The organism is Luteibacter sahnii, assembly GCF_034063545.1.
In the GTDB taxonomy this organism is placed as follows: domain Bacteria; phylum Pseudomonadota; class Gammaproteobacteria; order Xanthomonadales; family Rhodanobacteraceae; genus Luteibacter; species Luteibacter sahnii.
Map to the genome: position 1 here is coordinate 742,500 of NZ_JAQLOK010000001.1, position 12,979 is coordinate 755,478.

Annotated in this window: 14 protein-coding genes; 9 read left to right on the plus strand and 5 right to left on the minus strand. The window is 68.3% G+C overall.

Annotated features, from left to right (window positions below; all coding sequences use genetic code 11):
* Positions 1–66 precede the first annotated feature (66 nt).
* From PI246_RS03425 to folE2, 6 genes are all read left to right on the plus strand, one after another.
* Positions 67–1,404: a TRZ/ATZ family hydrolase gene (locus PI246_RS03425; protein WP_320549881.1), complete on the plus strand. Its 1,338-nt coding sequence runs from the start codon at positions 67–69 to the stop codon at positions 1,402–1,404.
* On the plus strand, positions 1,401–1,676 hold the full coding sequence (locus tag PI246_RS03430; RefSeq protein ID WP_320549882.1) for a YciI family protein: 276 nt from the start codon (positions 1,401–1,403) through the stop codon (positions 1,674–1,676). The genes PI246_RS03425 and PI246_RS03430 overlap by 4 nt, the downstream gene beginning before the upstream one ends.
* 10 nt (positions 1,677–1,686) lie before the next feature.
* Positions 1,687–2,391 carry a bifunctional 2-polyprenyl-6-hydroxyphenol methylase/3-demethylubiquinol 3-O-methyltransferase UbiG gene (gene ubiG, locus PI246_RS03435; RefSeq protein WP_320549883.1) on the plus strand — a complete coding sequence of 235 codons (705 nt, stop codon included), beginning with the start codon at positions 1,687–1,689 and terminating at the stop codon, positions 2,389–2,391.
* Positions 2,388–3,071 carry an HAD family hydrolase gene (locus PI246_RS03440; protein WP_320549884.1) on the plus strand — a complete coding sequence of 228 codons (684 nt, stop codon included), beginning with the start codon at positions 2,388–2,390 and terminating at the stop codon, positions 3,069–3,071. Before ubiG ends, PI246_RS03440 begins: the two co-directional genes overlap by 4 nt.
* Positions 3,068–3,904, plus strand: a complete 837-nt coding sequence (locus PI246_RS03445; protein ID WP_320549885.1) for a squalene/phytoene synthase family protein — start codon at positions 3,068–3,070, stop codon at positions 3,902–3,904. Before PI246_RS03440 ends, PI246_RS03445 begins: the two co-directional genes overlap by 4 nt.
* Positions 3,905–3,999: 95 nt before the next feature.
* On the plus strand, positions 4,000–4,926 hold the full coding sequence (folE2, locus tag PI246_RS03450; protein ID WP_320549886.1) for a GTP cyclohydrolase FolE2: 927 nt from the start codon (positions 4,000–4,002) through the stop codon (positions 4,924–4,926).
* A gap of 30 nt (positions 4,927–4,956) precedes the next feature.
* Here the strand turns inward: folE2 and PI246_RS03455 are convergent, their stop codons facing one another.
* Genes PI246_RS03455 through yidD form a run of 3 tightly spaced genes read right to left on the minus strand, consistent with a single transcriptional unit; the run spans position 4,957 to position 7,347 of the window.
* Positions 4,957–5,733 (minus strand): M23 family metallopeptidase, encoded by a 777-nt coding sequence (locus tag PI246_RS03455; protein WP_320549887.1) that lies wholly within the window; start codon positions 5,731–5,733, stop codon positions 4,957–4,959.
* A 20-nt stretch (positions 5,734–5,753) separates the two neighbouring features.
* Positions 5,754–7,094, minus strand: coding sequence for a dihydroorotase (locus PI246_RS03460; RefSeq protein ID WP_320549888.1), 1,341 nt, complete (start codon positions 7,092–7,094; stop codon positions 5,754–5,756).
* Complete coding sequence (gene yidD, locus PI246_RS03465; RefSeq protein WP_320549889.1) at positions 7,087–7,347, minus strand: membrane protein insertion efficiency factor YidD; 261 nt, start codon at positions 7,345–7,347, stop codon at positions 7,087–7,089. Before yidD ends, PI246_RS03460 begins: the two co-directional genes overlap by 8 nt.
* Positions 7,348–7,464: 117 nt before the next feature.
* Here yidD and dksA point away from each other — a divergent pair, with 117 nt between their 5' ends.
* Positions 7,465–8,373 (plus strand): RNA polymerase-binding protein DksA, encoded by a 909-nt coding sequence (gene dksA / locus PI246_RS18575; RefSeq protein WP_455429787.1) that lies wholly within the window; start codon positions 7,465–7,467, stop codon positions 8,371–8,373.
* 324 nt (positions 8,374–8,697) lie between these two features.
* The gene (locus PI246_RS03480; RefSeq protein WP_320549892.1) at positions 8,698–10,116 is read left to right on the plus strand and encodes a nicotinate phosphoribosyltransferase; all 1,419 of its coding nucleotides are present in this window, start codon (positions 8,698–8,700) and stop codon (positions 10,114–10,116) included.
* 155 nt (positions 10,117–10,271) lie between these two features.
* Here PI246_RS03480 and PI246_RS03485 read toward each other — a convergent pair whose 3' ends face one another.
* Together PI246_RS03485 and cysS are read right to left on the minus strand one after the other, a co-directional pair.
* The gene (locus PI246_RS03485) at positions 10,272–10,706 is read right to left on the minus strand and encodes a SufE family protein (protein ID WP_320549893.1); all 435 of its coding nucleotides are present in this window, start codon (positions 10,704–10,706) and stop codon (positions 10,272–10,274) included.
* Entirely contained in the window at positions 10,703–12,082 is a 1,380-nt protein-coding gene (gene cysS, locus PI246_RS03490) for a cysteine--tRNA ligase (protein WP_320549894.1), read from the minus strand. The genes PI246_RS03485 and cysS overlap by 4 nt, the downstream gene beginning before the upstream one ends.
* Positions 12,083–12,285: 203 nt before the next feature.
* Between cysS and PI246_RS03495 the strand changes: the two genes are divergently transcribed.
* Positions 12,286–12,831, plus strand: coding sequence for a glycine zipper 2TM domain-containing protein (locus tag PI246_RS03495; protein ID WP_320549895.1), 546 nt, complete (start codon positions 12,286–12,288; stop codon positions 12,829–12,831).
* Positions 12,832–12,979 lie beyond the last annotated feature (148 nt).

Sequence of the window (12,979 nt, forward strand, 5' to 3'; positions counted from 1 at the left end):
ATCCGACGGCACGGCCGCCCCTGGCGCCGTGCCGTTTTGCTTATCGGCCGTACCAACGAGGTGTCCATGAGCCCGAGTCTCCTTTCCGTCGACCTGTTGATCGAAGCGCGCTGGGTCGTTCCCGTCGAACCGCATGGCGTGGTGCTCGACGATCACGCCGTGATCGTGAATGGCGGCGAGATCGTGGCGATCGTGCCCGCCGACGAGGCGCGTTCGCTCTACGCGCCGCGCGAGCGGGTGACGCTCGCCGAACACGCGCTCATCCCGGGCCTCGTCAACGCGCACACCCACAACCCGATGACGTTGCTGCGCGGTCTCGCCGACGACCTGCCGCTGATGACCTGGCTGCAGGAGCACATCTGGCCGGCGGAAGGTCGCGTGATGGGTCCGGACTTCATCCGCGACGGCGTCGAACTGGCCGTGGCCGAGATGATCCGCGGTGGCACCACCTGCGCCAACGAAAACTATTTCTTCCCGGATGTCATCGCCGCGACGTACCGGCGCATGGGCTTTCGTGCCGTTGTCGGCCTGCCGGTCATCGACTTTCCCACGCCGTGGGCGAAGACCGCCGATGAGTACTTCCAGCGCGCCGTGGAGGTGCACGACGCGCTGCGCGACGAGCCCCTGCTCAGCACGGCGTTCGCGCCGCACGCGCCGTACACCGTGTCGGACGAAAACTTCGAGCGCCTGCGCGTGCTCGCCGAGCAACTGGATATTCCCATCCACCTGCACACCCATGAGACCGCGCAGGAAGTGGACGAGGCCGTCGCGAAGGATGGCATGCGTCCGTTCGAGCGCCTGAAGAAACTCGGCCTCGTCAACGAGCGGCTGATCGCCGTGCACATGACCCAGCTCACCGATGGTGAGATCGCTGCCTGCGCCGCCGCGGGCGTGTCCGTGGTGCATTGCCCGGAATCCAACCTCAAGCTCGCCTCGGGGTTCTGCCCGGCCGAAAAGCTGCGCCGCGCGGGCGTCAACCTGTGCATCGGCACCGACGGCTGCGCCTCCAACAACGACCTGGATATGTTCGGCGAAATGCGTACCGCGGCGCTGCTCGCCAAGGCCGTGGCGGGCGACGCCGCGGCGTTCGACGCCGCCTCGGCGCTGCGTGCGGCCACCCTCAACGGAGCCCGGGCGATCGGCCTGGGCGAGCGCGTGGGTTCCATCGAGCCGGGCAAACGCGCCGACCTGGCCGCGGTGCGCCTGGACGCCCTGGAAACCCAGCCGCTGTACCATGTCGCCTCGCAACTGGTGTATGCCACCGGACGTCACCAGGTAAGCGACGTCTGGATCGACGGCGAGCGCAAGCTCGCCGACACGCGCCTGGTCGGCGTCGACATCGATGCCATCCGCGACAAGGCCCGCGGCTGGCGCCAGCGCATCGCCGCGGAGGATCCGGCATGAACGATCCCATGCACCTTTACCTCGTCATGGCCATGCGCACCCCTGCCTTCCAGGCATCGGCGGGCGAGGCCCACCAGGCGTTCCTCGCCGACCTGATCGAGCAGAACCTGCTTGAACTGACCGGCCCTTTCACCGACGGCACGGGCGGCGCCTATCTGTTGCGCGCCACCGACCTCGCCACCGCCACGCAGATCGCCCACGCCGACCCGTTGCACACGACCGGGTCGTCCATGCTCACCGTGCACGAATGGCGAGTACGCCGTTTTTCCTGAGGTTTTCGTCATGCAGCAAGCCAACGTCAGCGCGGAAGAAATCGCCCGCTTCGAAAAACTCGCCTCCCGCTGGTGGGATCCGGACGGCGAGTCGCGTCCGCTCCACGACCTCAACCCCGTGCGCGCCGCCTACGTGGCCGGCCTCGCCCCGCTGCGCGGCGCGAAGGTGGCCGACGTCGGCTGCGGTGGCGGCCTGTTGAGCGAGGCGCTCGCCCGTTCGGGCGCTCACGTCACGGCCATCGACCTGGGCGACAAGCTCATCGAGATCGCGAAGCTGCACCTGTTCGAGTCCCATCTCAGCGTCGACTATCGCGTGCAGTCGTCCACCGAGCTGGCAGAGGCCGAGGGCGGCACCTTCGACGTGGTGTGCTGCATGGAACTGATCGAACACGTGCCCGATCCTCTGGTGCTGGTGCGTGACCTGGCGGCCATGCTCAAGCCCGGCGGCCGGTTGTTCCTGTCCACGCTCAACCGCACGCCCGCGGCCTTCGGCGCCGCCATCGTCGGCGCGGAATACCTCATGCGCCTGCTGCCGCGCGGCACGCACCATTACGCCCAGTTCCTCAAGCCATCGGAAGTGGCGGCGATGATCCGCCGCTTCGATCTCGAACTGGAAGACATCAAGGGTCTGGCCTACAACCCCCTCACGCGCAACGCGAAGCTCTCGGGGAATACGGCAGTCAATTACGTGCTGTGCGCAAGGAAGGCGCCGTGACGTCCTTGCCGTTCAAGCCGGAGGGCGTGTTTTTCGATCTCGATGGCACGCTGCTCGACAGCGCCCGCGACCTCTACGCGGCGGTCGTCCGGCTCTGCGACGAGCAGGGCGTCACCCCGCCGCCTTTCGACCGCGTGCGCGAGGTGGTGTCGCGCGGTTCGCGCGCGATGCTGGCCGTGGCGTTTCCCGAGGCCGACGCCGACGCCATCCTCGGGCATGTGCCGCGCTTCCTCGCGCTCTACGAAACGCTGATGGGGGGCGACGGCTCGCAGCCGTTCGAGGGAGTCGAGTCGGTGCTGTCCGGGCTCGAGGCGGCGAACGTGCGCTGGGGTATCGTGACCAACAAGCCTGGGTTCCTCACCGACGCGCTGTTGCCGCGGGCCGTGCCGCACTGGACCCCGGCGGCCGTGGTGTCGGGCGACACGTTGCCCGTGAAAAAGCCCGATCCGGCACCGGTACGCCATGCCTGCGCGATCGCGGGTTGCGAGGCCGGCCGCTCGGTGTTCGTGGGCGACGACCGGCGTGACATCCTCGCTGGCCGCGCGGCGGGCCTGTTCACCGTCGCCGTGCGTTGGGGCTACCTCGATGGTGGCAATCCCGACGCGTGGGGCGCCGATGCCGTGGTCGATCACCCCGACGACCTCGCCCGCCTGCTCGGCGTGCGCGAGGTGGCGGCGTGAGCGACGGCGCCACCCAGAGCTTCGTCGACAAATGGCTGGCGGTGCAGCCGCAGCAGCGCGTGGCGCTGGGCTTCGTCGATCCGGCCGTGCGCGACGAACATGTCGCCCTGGCCGCCTTCGAGCAGGAAATCATCGCCACGGCCTATGGCATCCGTGAGCCCCAGGTCGCTGCCGCGAAACTGCAATGGTGGGCCGAAGAACTTGCCGGCGCCGCCGCCAGCGGTGGCCGTCATCCGCTGACCAAGGTGCTTTTCGCCAGTACTCGGGCGGCCCGGGTGCCCGCGCAGGCCTGGCTGGCCCCCGTGCTGGCGGCCATGGCGCAACTGGAGCAGGGCACCGCGTCGGATTTCGCCGCCCAGGTGGCCGCCGCCCGCCATCTGCACGGCGCGCTCGCCGCGCTGGAAACCGCGTGGTGGTTCGGCGCGGATGCCCCGAGCGAGGCGGCGACCCAGGTCGCGACCCTGTCGCACTTGGTGTTCGCGCTGTCGCGGCTGGAGCTGGACGCCGATCGTGAACGCCTCCCGCTGCCGATGTCGCGCCTGGCGCGCCACGGCCTGTCGCGCAGCCAGCTGAAAACCGATTCGCCCGCCCGTCGCGACGCCGTACGGGCCCAGCTCCGCGAGCTGTCCGGCGCCCTGCGTGCCGCGCTGGCGCTCGATGAACCGCTGGGCACGTTCCGTGGGCTGGAAGGGCGCACGGCGCGGGCCACGGCGCATGGCGCGGCGCGGGCGACGGAGCCCTTCGCCGAGCTGCACCGCCGCCAGTCGCGCACCGGTCCGGCGACCGCGCTCAGGGCGTGGGCCGCGGCCCGGCGCGCCGGTCGATTGGGCTGAACGGACCGTTTCCCGGCACTCACCATTGACCCTGTACCCCGTGCGCCCCATCTCGGGGCGGTGAGCCGCCTGGCGGCCTTTGCAAGGATCCACCGATGTACATCCAAGATTCCCCGACCCGCCTGCTTCCCGACGTGGCCTCGCAGGAGCATGCGCTGGCCATCGGCACGCTCGACTGGGTGGGCATGGACGGCATGGAAATGCCGGTAGCCTTCGACGCCGGCGACGGCGACATTCGGGCCACCGGTGCCCGCGTCGGCGCATTCGTGAACCTCCACCGGTCGGATACCCGCGGCATCCACATGTCGCGCCTTTACCTTCTGGTGTCCGAGGCGCTGTCGGCGGGGCCATTGACCCTGGACGGCCTGCGCCAGCTGCTGGGCCGGTTCCTCAGCTCGCACGAGGGCCTGTCGGACCACGCCCGCATCACCCTGGGTTTCGAGCACCTCGTGCGCCGTCGCGCCCTTCGTAGCGACAACAGCGGCTGGCGCGCCTACCCGATCACGATCGACGCGACGCTCAAGGGCGACGCGTTCCATGTCGAGATCACCACCGACGTCGTGTATTCATCCACCTGTCCCGCGTCCGCGGCATTGTCGCGCCAGCTCATCCAGGACAGCTTTGCCAAGGCATTCCCCGCCGACGCCTCGATGGATCGCGAAACGATCCTCGCCTGGCTGGGCACCGAGCAGGGCATCGTGGCGACGCCGCATGCGCAGCGCAGCACGGCCACGATCCGCGTGCGCCCGGCGGGCGAGGGCACGTTCGACCTGATCGGCATGGTCGATCGCGTCGAAACCGCGCTGGGAACGCCGGTGCAGACCGCAGTCAAGCGCGTCGACGAGCAGGCGTTCGCGCTCGCCAACGGCGGCAACCTGATGTTTTGCGAAGATGCCGCCCGCCGCATCCAGAAGGCGCTGGACGCGGACGAACGCATCGCCGATTTCCACGTACGCGTGGCGCACCACGAAAGCCTTCATCCGCACGACGCGGTGGCGTTTTCGAGCAAGGTGCGGCGCTGAGGCAGCGTGTGTCGCCGATGGAACCGGCGATCAGTGGATGCCGGGGAGCAACAGGGGGTCCAGCCTCACCCCGAACCAGTTGAAGCCCCAATGCACGTGCGGACCGGTCGCCCGCCCGGTCATGCCGGCCGCGCCGAGTATGTCGCCCTGGTGCACGCGTTGGCCGACCTTCACATCGATGCGCGACAGATGCAGGAAGTTCGACGACAGGCCGAAGCCGTGGTCGAGCAGCACCGTGCCGCCGGTGAGGTAGAGGTCGGGCCGGGCGAAGGTGACGATACCGTCGGCGGGCGCCTTCACCGGCGTGCCCTCCGGCACCGCGATGTCCATGCCCGAATGCGGTGCCTTCGGATCGCCGTTGTAGATGCGCTGGTTGCCGAAGCGGCCGCTGATGCGCCCCGTTACCGGCCAGATGAAGCCGTGGGTAAAGTCTTCGCGGGCATCGTCGCGCTGGCGGGCCGCGACCACGGCGGCCTGCTCGCGCTCGATGCGTGCGGCGATGTCAGGCGGCGGGTTGACCGTCTTGGGGGGTACCCCGTTCACGCGCTCGGTGGGCCAGTCACGGGGCGTCACCGCCACCTCGCGCGCGACGGTCCCGAGACCGACGCGGATCGGCCCTTTCTCGTCGCGCCCCGCGCCGAACACGAAGGTGCCGTCGGTGCCCACGTGCACCGGCTTTCCGTCGATCGTGACGCGCGTGCCGGGCGCTACGTGGGCGATCACCAGGCCCCCCTGCGAGACGCTCGCCGGCAGGTCCGGCAGGTCCGGCACGGCCGCGAGGGTCGCGCCGGAGAAGAACAGGGCCATGCACGCCCCCCAGGGCGACCTCATCGATCAAAGGCCAGGCGCTGGCCGCGCACGTCGTCGTTCACGGTCTGGCCGTCCCACACGCGCTGGCCGTTGACGAAGGTGGACACGATGCTGCTGCTGAAGGTCGTGCCCTCGAACGGCGACCAGCCGCACTTGGAGAGCACCTCGGCACGCGTCACGGTGTGTGGCTTGCCCGGATCGACCAGCACCAGGTCGGCGGCGTAGCCCTCGCGGAGGAAGCCGCGCTCCTTCACGTCGAACAGTTTCGCCGGGTTGTGGCAGACCGTCTCCACCACCCGCTCCAGCGTGAGCTTGCCTTCGGTCACGCGTTGCAGCGCGGCCTGCAGGGCGAACTGCACGAGCGGCAGGCCCGAGGGCGCCTTGTCGTACTTCTGGGCTTTTTCCTCGAGCAGGTGCGGCGCGTGGTCGGTGGCAAGTACGTCGAGCCGGCCTTCGGCCAGCGCCCTGGTGATCGCGTCGCGATCGGCCTCGTCCTTGATCGCGGGATTGCACTTGATGAGAAAGCCCTTCTCGTCGTAATCGGCTTTGCCGCCGAAATGCAGGAAGTGAACGCAGGTCTCGGCGGTGATGCGCTTGCCTTCGATCGGGCCGGGCTCGAACAGCGCCAGCTCGTCGGCGGTGGAAATGTGCAGCACGTGCAGGCGGGTGCCATGCTTCTTCGCCAGCGAGATCGCCAGGCGGGTCGACGTGATGCAGGCCTCGCGCGAGCGGATGTGCGGGTGTTCCCAGGCCGGGATGTCGTCACCGTAGATCTGGCGCGCCTTCTCGTGGTTGGCGTCGATCATCGGCGTGTCTTCGCAGTGGGTGATGATCGGCACCGGCGTGTCGCGGAAGATGCCGTCGAGGGTGGCGGGATCGTCGACCAGCATGTTGCCCGTGGAGGCGCCCATGAATACCTTCACCCCCGGCGCCGCCTTGGGATCGAGCGCGCGGATGTGTTCGAGGTTGTCGTTGCTGGCACCCATGTAGAAGGCGTAGTTCACCGCCGACGTCTCTGCCGCGCGTGCGTACTTGGCCTCGAGCGTATCCCGGTCGAGCGCGGGCGGGCGGGTGTTGGGCATCTCCATGAAACTGGTGATGCCACCCGCGGCGCACGCGCGCGATTCGCTGCGGATGTCGGCTTTCTGGGTGAGGCCGGGTTCGCGGAAGTGAACCTGGTCGTCGATCATCCCCGGGAGCAGCCACAGTCCGGTGGCGTCGATCACCTGGTCGTCACGCTCTTTTTCCAGTCGCTCGGCGATCCTCGCGATTTTTCCGTCACGGATCCTCACGTCGGCCTTGAACCGTTTGTTTTCGTTGACGAGTTCGGCGTTCTGGATGAGCCAGGCATCAGTCATGGGTATGAGCTCCTTGGGCGCCGCAGCGGCGCAGGATGAAACGGTCGGGAACGGGATCGTTGCCGCCCTCGCACAGGGGCTGGCAGCGAAGGAGCCGCCAGGCGGTCAGCACGGTGCCGCGCGCGGGGCCGAAGCGGGCGATGGCGACCCGGGCATAATCCGAGCAGGATGGATGGAACCGGCAGCGGGCCCCCAGCAAGGGACTGAGCCACCGTTTATAGAAGGACAACAGTAGAAGGAGGAGGCGGGTCACGATGCGGGCACGGTATCGACCGGCGTATGTCAGCCGACAGTATCCCAGAAGAAAGGTTGATGGGGTAACGCATCTGGGCTATAACACCCCGCCGCCACGGCCACCGAGGTGAAGGAAATGGCGAAAATCGCTCCACGTTCCGCAGCTGCCAAGGGCGCCCCCAAGAAGGGCGGGGCCGGCGACGAGGCTCCGTCCAAGAAGGCCGTGGCCGCGGCGAAGTCGGTGAAGGCACCGGCCAAGACCGCCGCCAAGGCACCGGCCAAGGCCGTGGCGAAGAAGGCCGCGACCAAGACGGCCCCGTCCAAGGCCGCCAAGCCGCCAGCGGCGCCTGCTGCGGCAAAGAAAACCAGCGCCGCCGCCACGAAGGCGACGACGAAGACGCCCGCCGCGCCCGTGAAGAAAACGGCGCCCGAGGCGAAACCGGCCAAGGCGGCGACAGCCACCCCAGCCACCGACACGCCCGCGGCCGGCACCGGCCGCACGGCATCCGCGGTGGCCAGCGCCATTCCATCCCGAACCGAGAAATCCGCGCAATCCAGCATGAACAGCACCGCTCTCGAAAACGGCATCACGAAAGAAGACGGCCGCTACGCGCTGCCGGCGACCACGATCATCGATCTCCCCGACGGCTATCGTCCCAGCGACGACGACGGCGAGGAGTACATGAGCCCCAAGCACCTTGCGTATTTTCGTAAGAAGCTCAAGAAGTGGCGCGACGACCTCATCGAAGAATCGCGCCAGACGATGGACAACCTCCGTGAAGAAGTCCGCGACGTGGGCGACGAGGCCGAGCGCGCCACCCGCGAGACCGAAAACTCGCTGGAGCTGCGCACGCGGGATCGTTACCGCAAGCTGATCTCCAAGATCGACAAGGCCTTGCGCCGGATCGAGGAAGGCCGTTACGGCTTTTGCGAAGAGACCGACGAAGAGATCGGCCTCGAGCGCCTGGATGCCCGCCCCATCGCCACGCTCACGCTCGATGCGCAAGAGCGCCGCGAGCATCTGCAGAAGCAGATGGGCGACTGAGCCTGTCGCATCGCGACCCACGGAAACCCCGCCCTGAGCGGGGTTTCTTTTTTGGGTTCGTCACGAAAGTCCGGGACCCCGAGCGATCGACCTTATGACCCGGTGGATGGTTCGATCCCGCGAGCCGTGGGGCTGTCGCGACCTTGTGGCGCCCGAGCGCGTTGCACCTGGGCGTTTCGTGGGGGACACCGAAGGCTCGTGCCTCACCGTCCGGGCCGGCGGCAGGCCTGCATCCATGCACTATCCACGCACTCGCGCGAAGAACCTGTTTTTGCCTCTCGCCGAACCAGGGCTGGGGCTACACTGGCGGCCAAAGGAGCCGCCATGCGCCATCTTCAGAACCTGATCCTCAACACGGACAGCTACAAGGCCAGTCACTGGTTGCAATACCCGCCGGGCACGGACCGGACCTTCTTCTACGTGGAGTCGCGCGGTGGCGTCTACGACCGCACCGTCTTCTTCGGCCTGCAGGCCATCCTGAAAGCCTGGTTGAGCCGGCCCGTCACCCACGCCGACGTGGACGAGGCGCGCGATGTCTTCGCCGTCCACGGGGAGCCGTTCAACGAGGAGGGTTGGCATCGTATCGTCGACGTGCACGGCGGCCACCTGCCGATGCGCATCCGTGCTGTGCCCGAAGGCACCGTGGTGCCCACCCACCAGGCCCTGGTGACCATCGAGTCGACCGATCCGCAGGCATTCTGGTTGCCCAGCTACCTGGAAACCCTGCTGCTGCGGCTGTGGTATCCGGTGACGGTCGCCACGCTCAGCTGGCACGTGAAGCGAACCGTCCGCGAGTTTCTCGAGCGGACGAGCGACGACGTGGACGGGCAGTTGCCGTTCAAGCTGCACGACTTCGGCGCTCGCGGCGTTTCCAGCGCCGAATCCGCCGCACTGGGCGGCATGGCGCACCTGGTCAATTTCCGCGGCACCGACACGGTGCAGGGTGTGCTGGCGGCCCGCGAGTTTTACGGCGAGGCGATGGCGGGGTATTCGATCGCCGCGGCGGAACACAGCACCATCACCAGTTGGGGACGCGATCGCGAGGTCGACGCCTACCGCAACATGCTCCGGCACTTCGCCCGGCCCGGCAGCCTCGTGGCCGTGGTGTCCGACAGCTACGACATCTTTCACGCCATCCGCGAGCATTGGGGTCGCACCCTTCGCGACCAGGTGATCGCCTCCGGAGGTACCCTGGTGGTGCGTCCGGACTCGGGTGATCCGGTCGAAGTGGTGCATCGCTGCCTGACCCTGCTCGACGACGCGTTCGGCGCCACGCTCAACGGCAAGGGCTACCGCGTGCTCAACCACGTGCGCGTCATCCAGGGCGATGGCGTCAATCCCGACAGCATCCGCGCCATCCTCGAACGGATCACCGGGGCGGGGTACGCCGCCGACAACATCGCTTTCGGCATGGGTGGCGCGCTGTTGCAGAAGGTGGATCGGGACACGCAGAAATTCGCCCTGAAGTGTTCGGCGGCGCGCATCGACGGGCAGTGGGTCGATGTATTCAAGGCGCCCGTCACCGACGCGGGCAAGTTTTCCCAGCGCGGCCGCCTCACGCTCATCCGGCATCGCGACTACGGTACGTGGCGCACAGTCCCGATACCCCACGACATCGAGACGGCGGATGCGATGCCCCTGGAGCCGGGCTGGGACCATGCGATGGAAACGGTGTGGGAAAACGGCGTCCTGCGACGCGATGCCTCGTTCGCGAGCGTGCGTGAGCGCAGCGAGGCGTCCTGATCCCTCGACGCGCTGGGCGCCCTTCGTGTAGGAGCGGACCGTGTCCGCGAACCCCCAGGTGGCACCGAGCGAGCGAAGCCGCGGTCGCCACGGTGCGGGCGCCCGGCGTCAGTGCCCGAGGCTGGATACCGCCGGCTCGCCTGCGGGGCGGGCTCCTACGCGGCCAGGACGCCGCTGGCGTGGGCCTTGATCCGGGCCAGCATCGCGGCCAGGCCATTGGAGCGGGTGGGGGACAGGTGCTTGGCCAGGCCGATCTGCTGGACGAAGTCCGGCTGGGTGTCGACGATCTCCTGCGCGGGACGATCGGAATAGACCCGCAGCACCAGGGCGATCAGCCCGGAGACGATGGCCGAGTCGCTGGCGGCGGCGAAATGCAGCCGTGAGGCATCGCCCGACGGAATCAGCCACACCATGGATTGGCAGCCATGCACGCGGTGCTCTTCGGTTTTGTCCTGCTCGGGGAAGGCCGGCAACTGCCGCCCGAGGTCGATCAGGTATTGATAGCGCTCGGTCCAGTCGCCGAAGAAGGCGAATTCGTCGGCGATGGCGGTCTGTGCCTCGGCGGCGGTGGGTTCCTGCGGATGGCTCATGCCTTTACCACGCTCCAGCGGGTGCCCTGGGCGCCGTCCTCGATGGCGATGCCCATGGCCTTCAATTGATCGCGGATCGCGTCGGAGCGGGCGAAGTCCTTCGCCGCGCGGGCCGCGCGCCGTTCATCGAGCAGCGCTTCGATGGCGTCCGCATCGACGGTTTCGCCCGGATTGCCCTGGCGGAACCAGGCTTCCGGATCGTCCTGAAGCAGGCCCAGAAGCGCGCCGCCGCCGAGAAGGGCGGCCTTTGCCTTGCCCCGCTCGGCGCCGCTGGCGCGACGGGCGGCGTCGGCAAGCTGGGAGATCTCCGCCAGCGCCTGAGGGGTGTTGAGGTCGTCGCACAGCGCCGCTTCCACCGCCTCCGGCACCACGGCGTCACCGGCCTCGACCCCGGCCAGGTCGCGTAGCGCGCCGTACCAGCCATCGAGCGTGCGCACGGACTGGGTGAGGGCGGCATCGGACCAGTCCAGCGGCTGGCGGTAGTGGCCGCGCAACAACATGAGACGCAACGCCTCGGCCGGATGCTTCTTGAGCAGTTCGTGCAGCTGGAGCACGTTGCCCAGCGACTTCGACATCTTGCGGCCGTCGAACGTCAGCATGCCGTTGTGCAGCCAGTAGCGCGCGAACACCTTGCCCCTGTGGGCGCACGTGCTCTGCGCGATCTCGTTCTCATGGTGGGGAAAGGTCAGATCGACGCCACCGGCGTGGATGTCGATGGTTTCGCCCAGGTGGGCCTCGCTCATCGCCGAGCATTCGATGTGCCAGCCGGGACGTCCACGGCCCCAGGGACTCTCCCAGCCGGGCAGGGTGGCGTCGGATGGCTTCCAGAGCACGAAGTCGCCCGGGCTCTTCTTGTAAGGGGCCACTTCCACGCGGGCACCGGCGAGCAGTTCGTCGGGATCGCGGCCCGAAAGCGCGCCGTAGGCCGGGAACGACTCCACATGGAACAGGACATGGCCTTCCGCCGCGTAGGCGTGGCCGTTCGCGATCAGGCGCTCGATCATCGCGACGATCTGCGGCATATGCGCCGTGGCATGCGGTTCGACGTCAGGCGGTGCCACGCCGAGCCGGGCGATGTCGTCGCGGTAGGCCTGGGCGAAGCGTTCGGTGATCTGGCCGATCGGCACGCCGGCCGCCGCCGCGGCGGCGTTGATCTTGTCGTCGACGTCGGTGATGTTCCGCGCGTAGACGAGGGTGGGGTAGTGCCGGCGGATCAGGCGTGCCAGCACGTCGAAGACGACCGGTGGCCGCGCGTTGCCGATGTGGATGTAGTTATAGACCGTGGGCCCGCAGACATACATCGTCACCCGTTCCGGATCGAGGGGGCTGAACGCTTCCGTGCGGCGTGACAGGGTGTTGTAGAGCGAGATCGGCATCGGGGGTCCATGGCGGGCGCGGCGGGCGGCCGGCCTGAAATAGTAGCAAGGCGAGGCCGCCAGGGGCGCACGCGCGAGCGGGCGATCCGTTGACGGGCGAACGTGAAGACACCGAAGCAAACTATAAGCGTGGATTCAGCGTGAACTTGATGGAATGGGCGCCAGTAGGCGCTTTTGGGGCGCCTCGCTGGAGGTCTTTCTTCATGGCTCGCCTGCTCATCCCCGCGCTGTTCTTCGCGGTCTTCGCCACCGGCGCCGTCGCGCAGGATGGCCGCTATGGTCCGCCCCCGCCGCAGGGTCCGGACGACAACACCCATTTCGGCTGGGCCGACGTGCTGCGCGTCGATCCGGTCTACGGCGTGTCGCGCGTGGAGACGCCGCGACAGGAGTGCTACGACCAGCCGGTGGTCCGTCGCGAATCCAGTGGCGGCAGCGCGGCCGGCACCATCCTCGGCGCCGTCGTCGGTGGCGTGCTGGGCAACACCGTCGGCAAGGGCGATGGTCGCAAGGCCGCCACCGTGGCCGGTGCGCTGGCCGGTGGCGTGGTGGGCAACAACGTCTCGCGCGACGATCGCACCTATGAGGGCACCGAGACCCGCTGCCGCGATTTCAGCACCGTCTCCGAACAGCGTCGTATCGCAGGGTATGACGTCGAATACCGGTATCGAGGCGAGGTGTACGTGTCCCGCCTCAATTACGATCCGGGCGAGCGGTTGCGCGTTCGTGTGAGCGTGTCGCCGGCCGATTGATCCGGCCAGGGCGCATCACCGAAAGGCCGCGAGCGATCGCGGCCTTTTTGGTTGGTGCGTCCAGCGCGCGAACGCTCGGGCCGGCCAGGCCAAGAGCGCCGCGCCCTGCGGTGCGAGCGGATCGTATCCGCGAACTCCCGGGCCAGGC

What these genes read in the sequence shown, in the direction of transcription:
- PI246_RS03425 (WP_320549881.1), top strand. Translation starts at nt 67, where the DNA reads ATGAGCCCGAGTCTCCTTTCCGTCGACCTGTTGATCGAAGCGCGCTGG.
- PI246_RS03430 (WP_320549882.1), top strand. Translation starts at nt 1,401, where the DNA reads ATGAACGATCCCATGCACCTTTACCTCGTCATGGCCATGCGCACCCCT.
- ubiG (WP_320549883.1), top strand. Translation starts at nt 1,687, where the DNA reads ATGCAGCAAGCCAACGTCAGCGCGGAAGAAATCGCCCGCTTCGAAAAA.
- folE2 (WP_320549886.1), top strand. Translation starts at nt 4,000, where the DNA reads ATGTACATCCAAGATTCCCCGACCCGCCTGCTTCCCGACGTGGCCTCG.
- PI246_RS03455 (WP_320549887.1), bottom strand. Translation starts at nt 5,733, where the DNA reads ATGGCCCTGTTCTTCTCCGGCGCGACCCTCGCGGCCGTGCCGGACCTG.
- PI246_RS03460 (WP_320549888.1), bottom strand. Translation starts at nt 7,094, where the DNA reads ATGACTGATGCCTGGCTCATCCAGAACGCCGAACTCGTCAACGAAAAC.
- dksA (WP_455429787.1), top strand. Translation starts at nt 7,465, where the DNA reads ATGGCGAAAATCGCTCCACGTTCCGCAGCTGCCAAGGGCGCCCCCAAG.
- PI246_RS03480 (WP_320549892.1), top strand. Translation starts at nt 8,698, where the DNA reads ATGCGCCATCTTCAGAACCTGATCCTCAACACGGACAGCTACAAGGCC.
- PI246_RS03485 (WP_320549893.1), bottom strand. Translation starts at nt 10,706, where the DNA reads ATGAGCCATCCGCAGGAACCCACCGCCGCCGAGGCACAGACCGCCATC.
- cysS (WP_320549894.1), bottom strand. Translation starts at nt 12,082, where the DNA reads ATGCCGATCTCGCTCTACAACACCCTGTCACGCCGCACGGAAGCGTTC.
- PI246_RS03495 (WP_320549895.1), top strand. Translation starts at nt 12,286, where the DNA reads ATGGCTCGCCTGCTCATCCCCGCGCTGTTCTTCGCGGTCTTCGCCACC.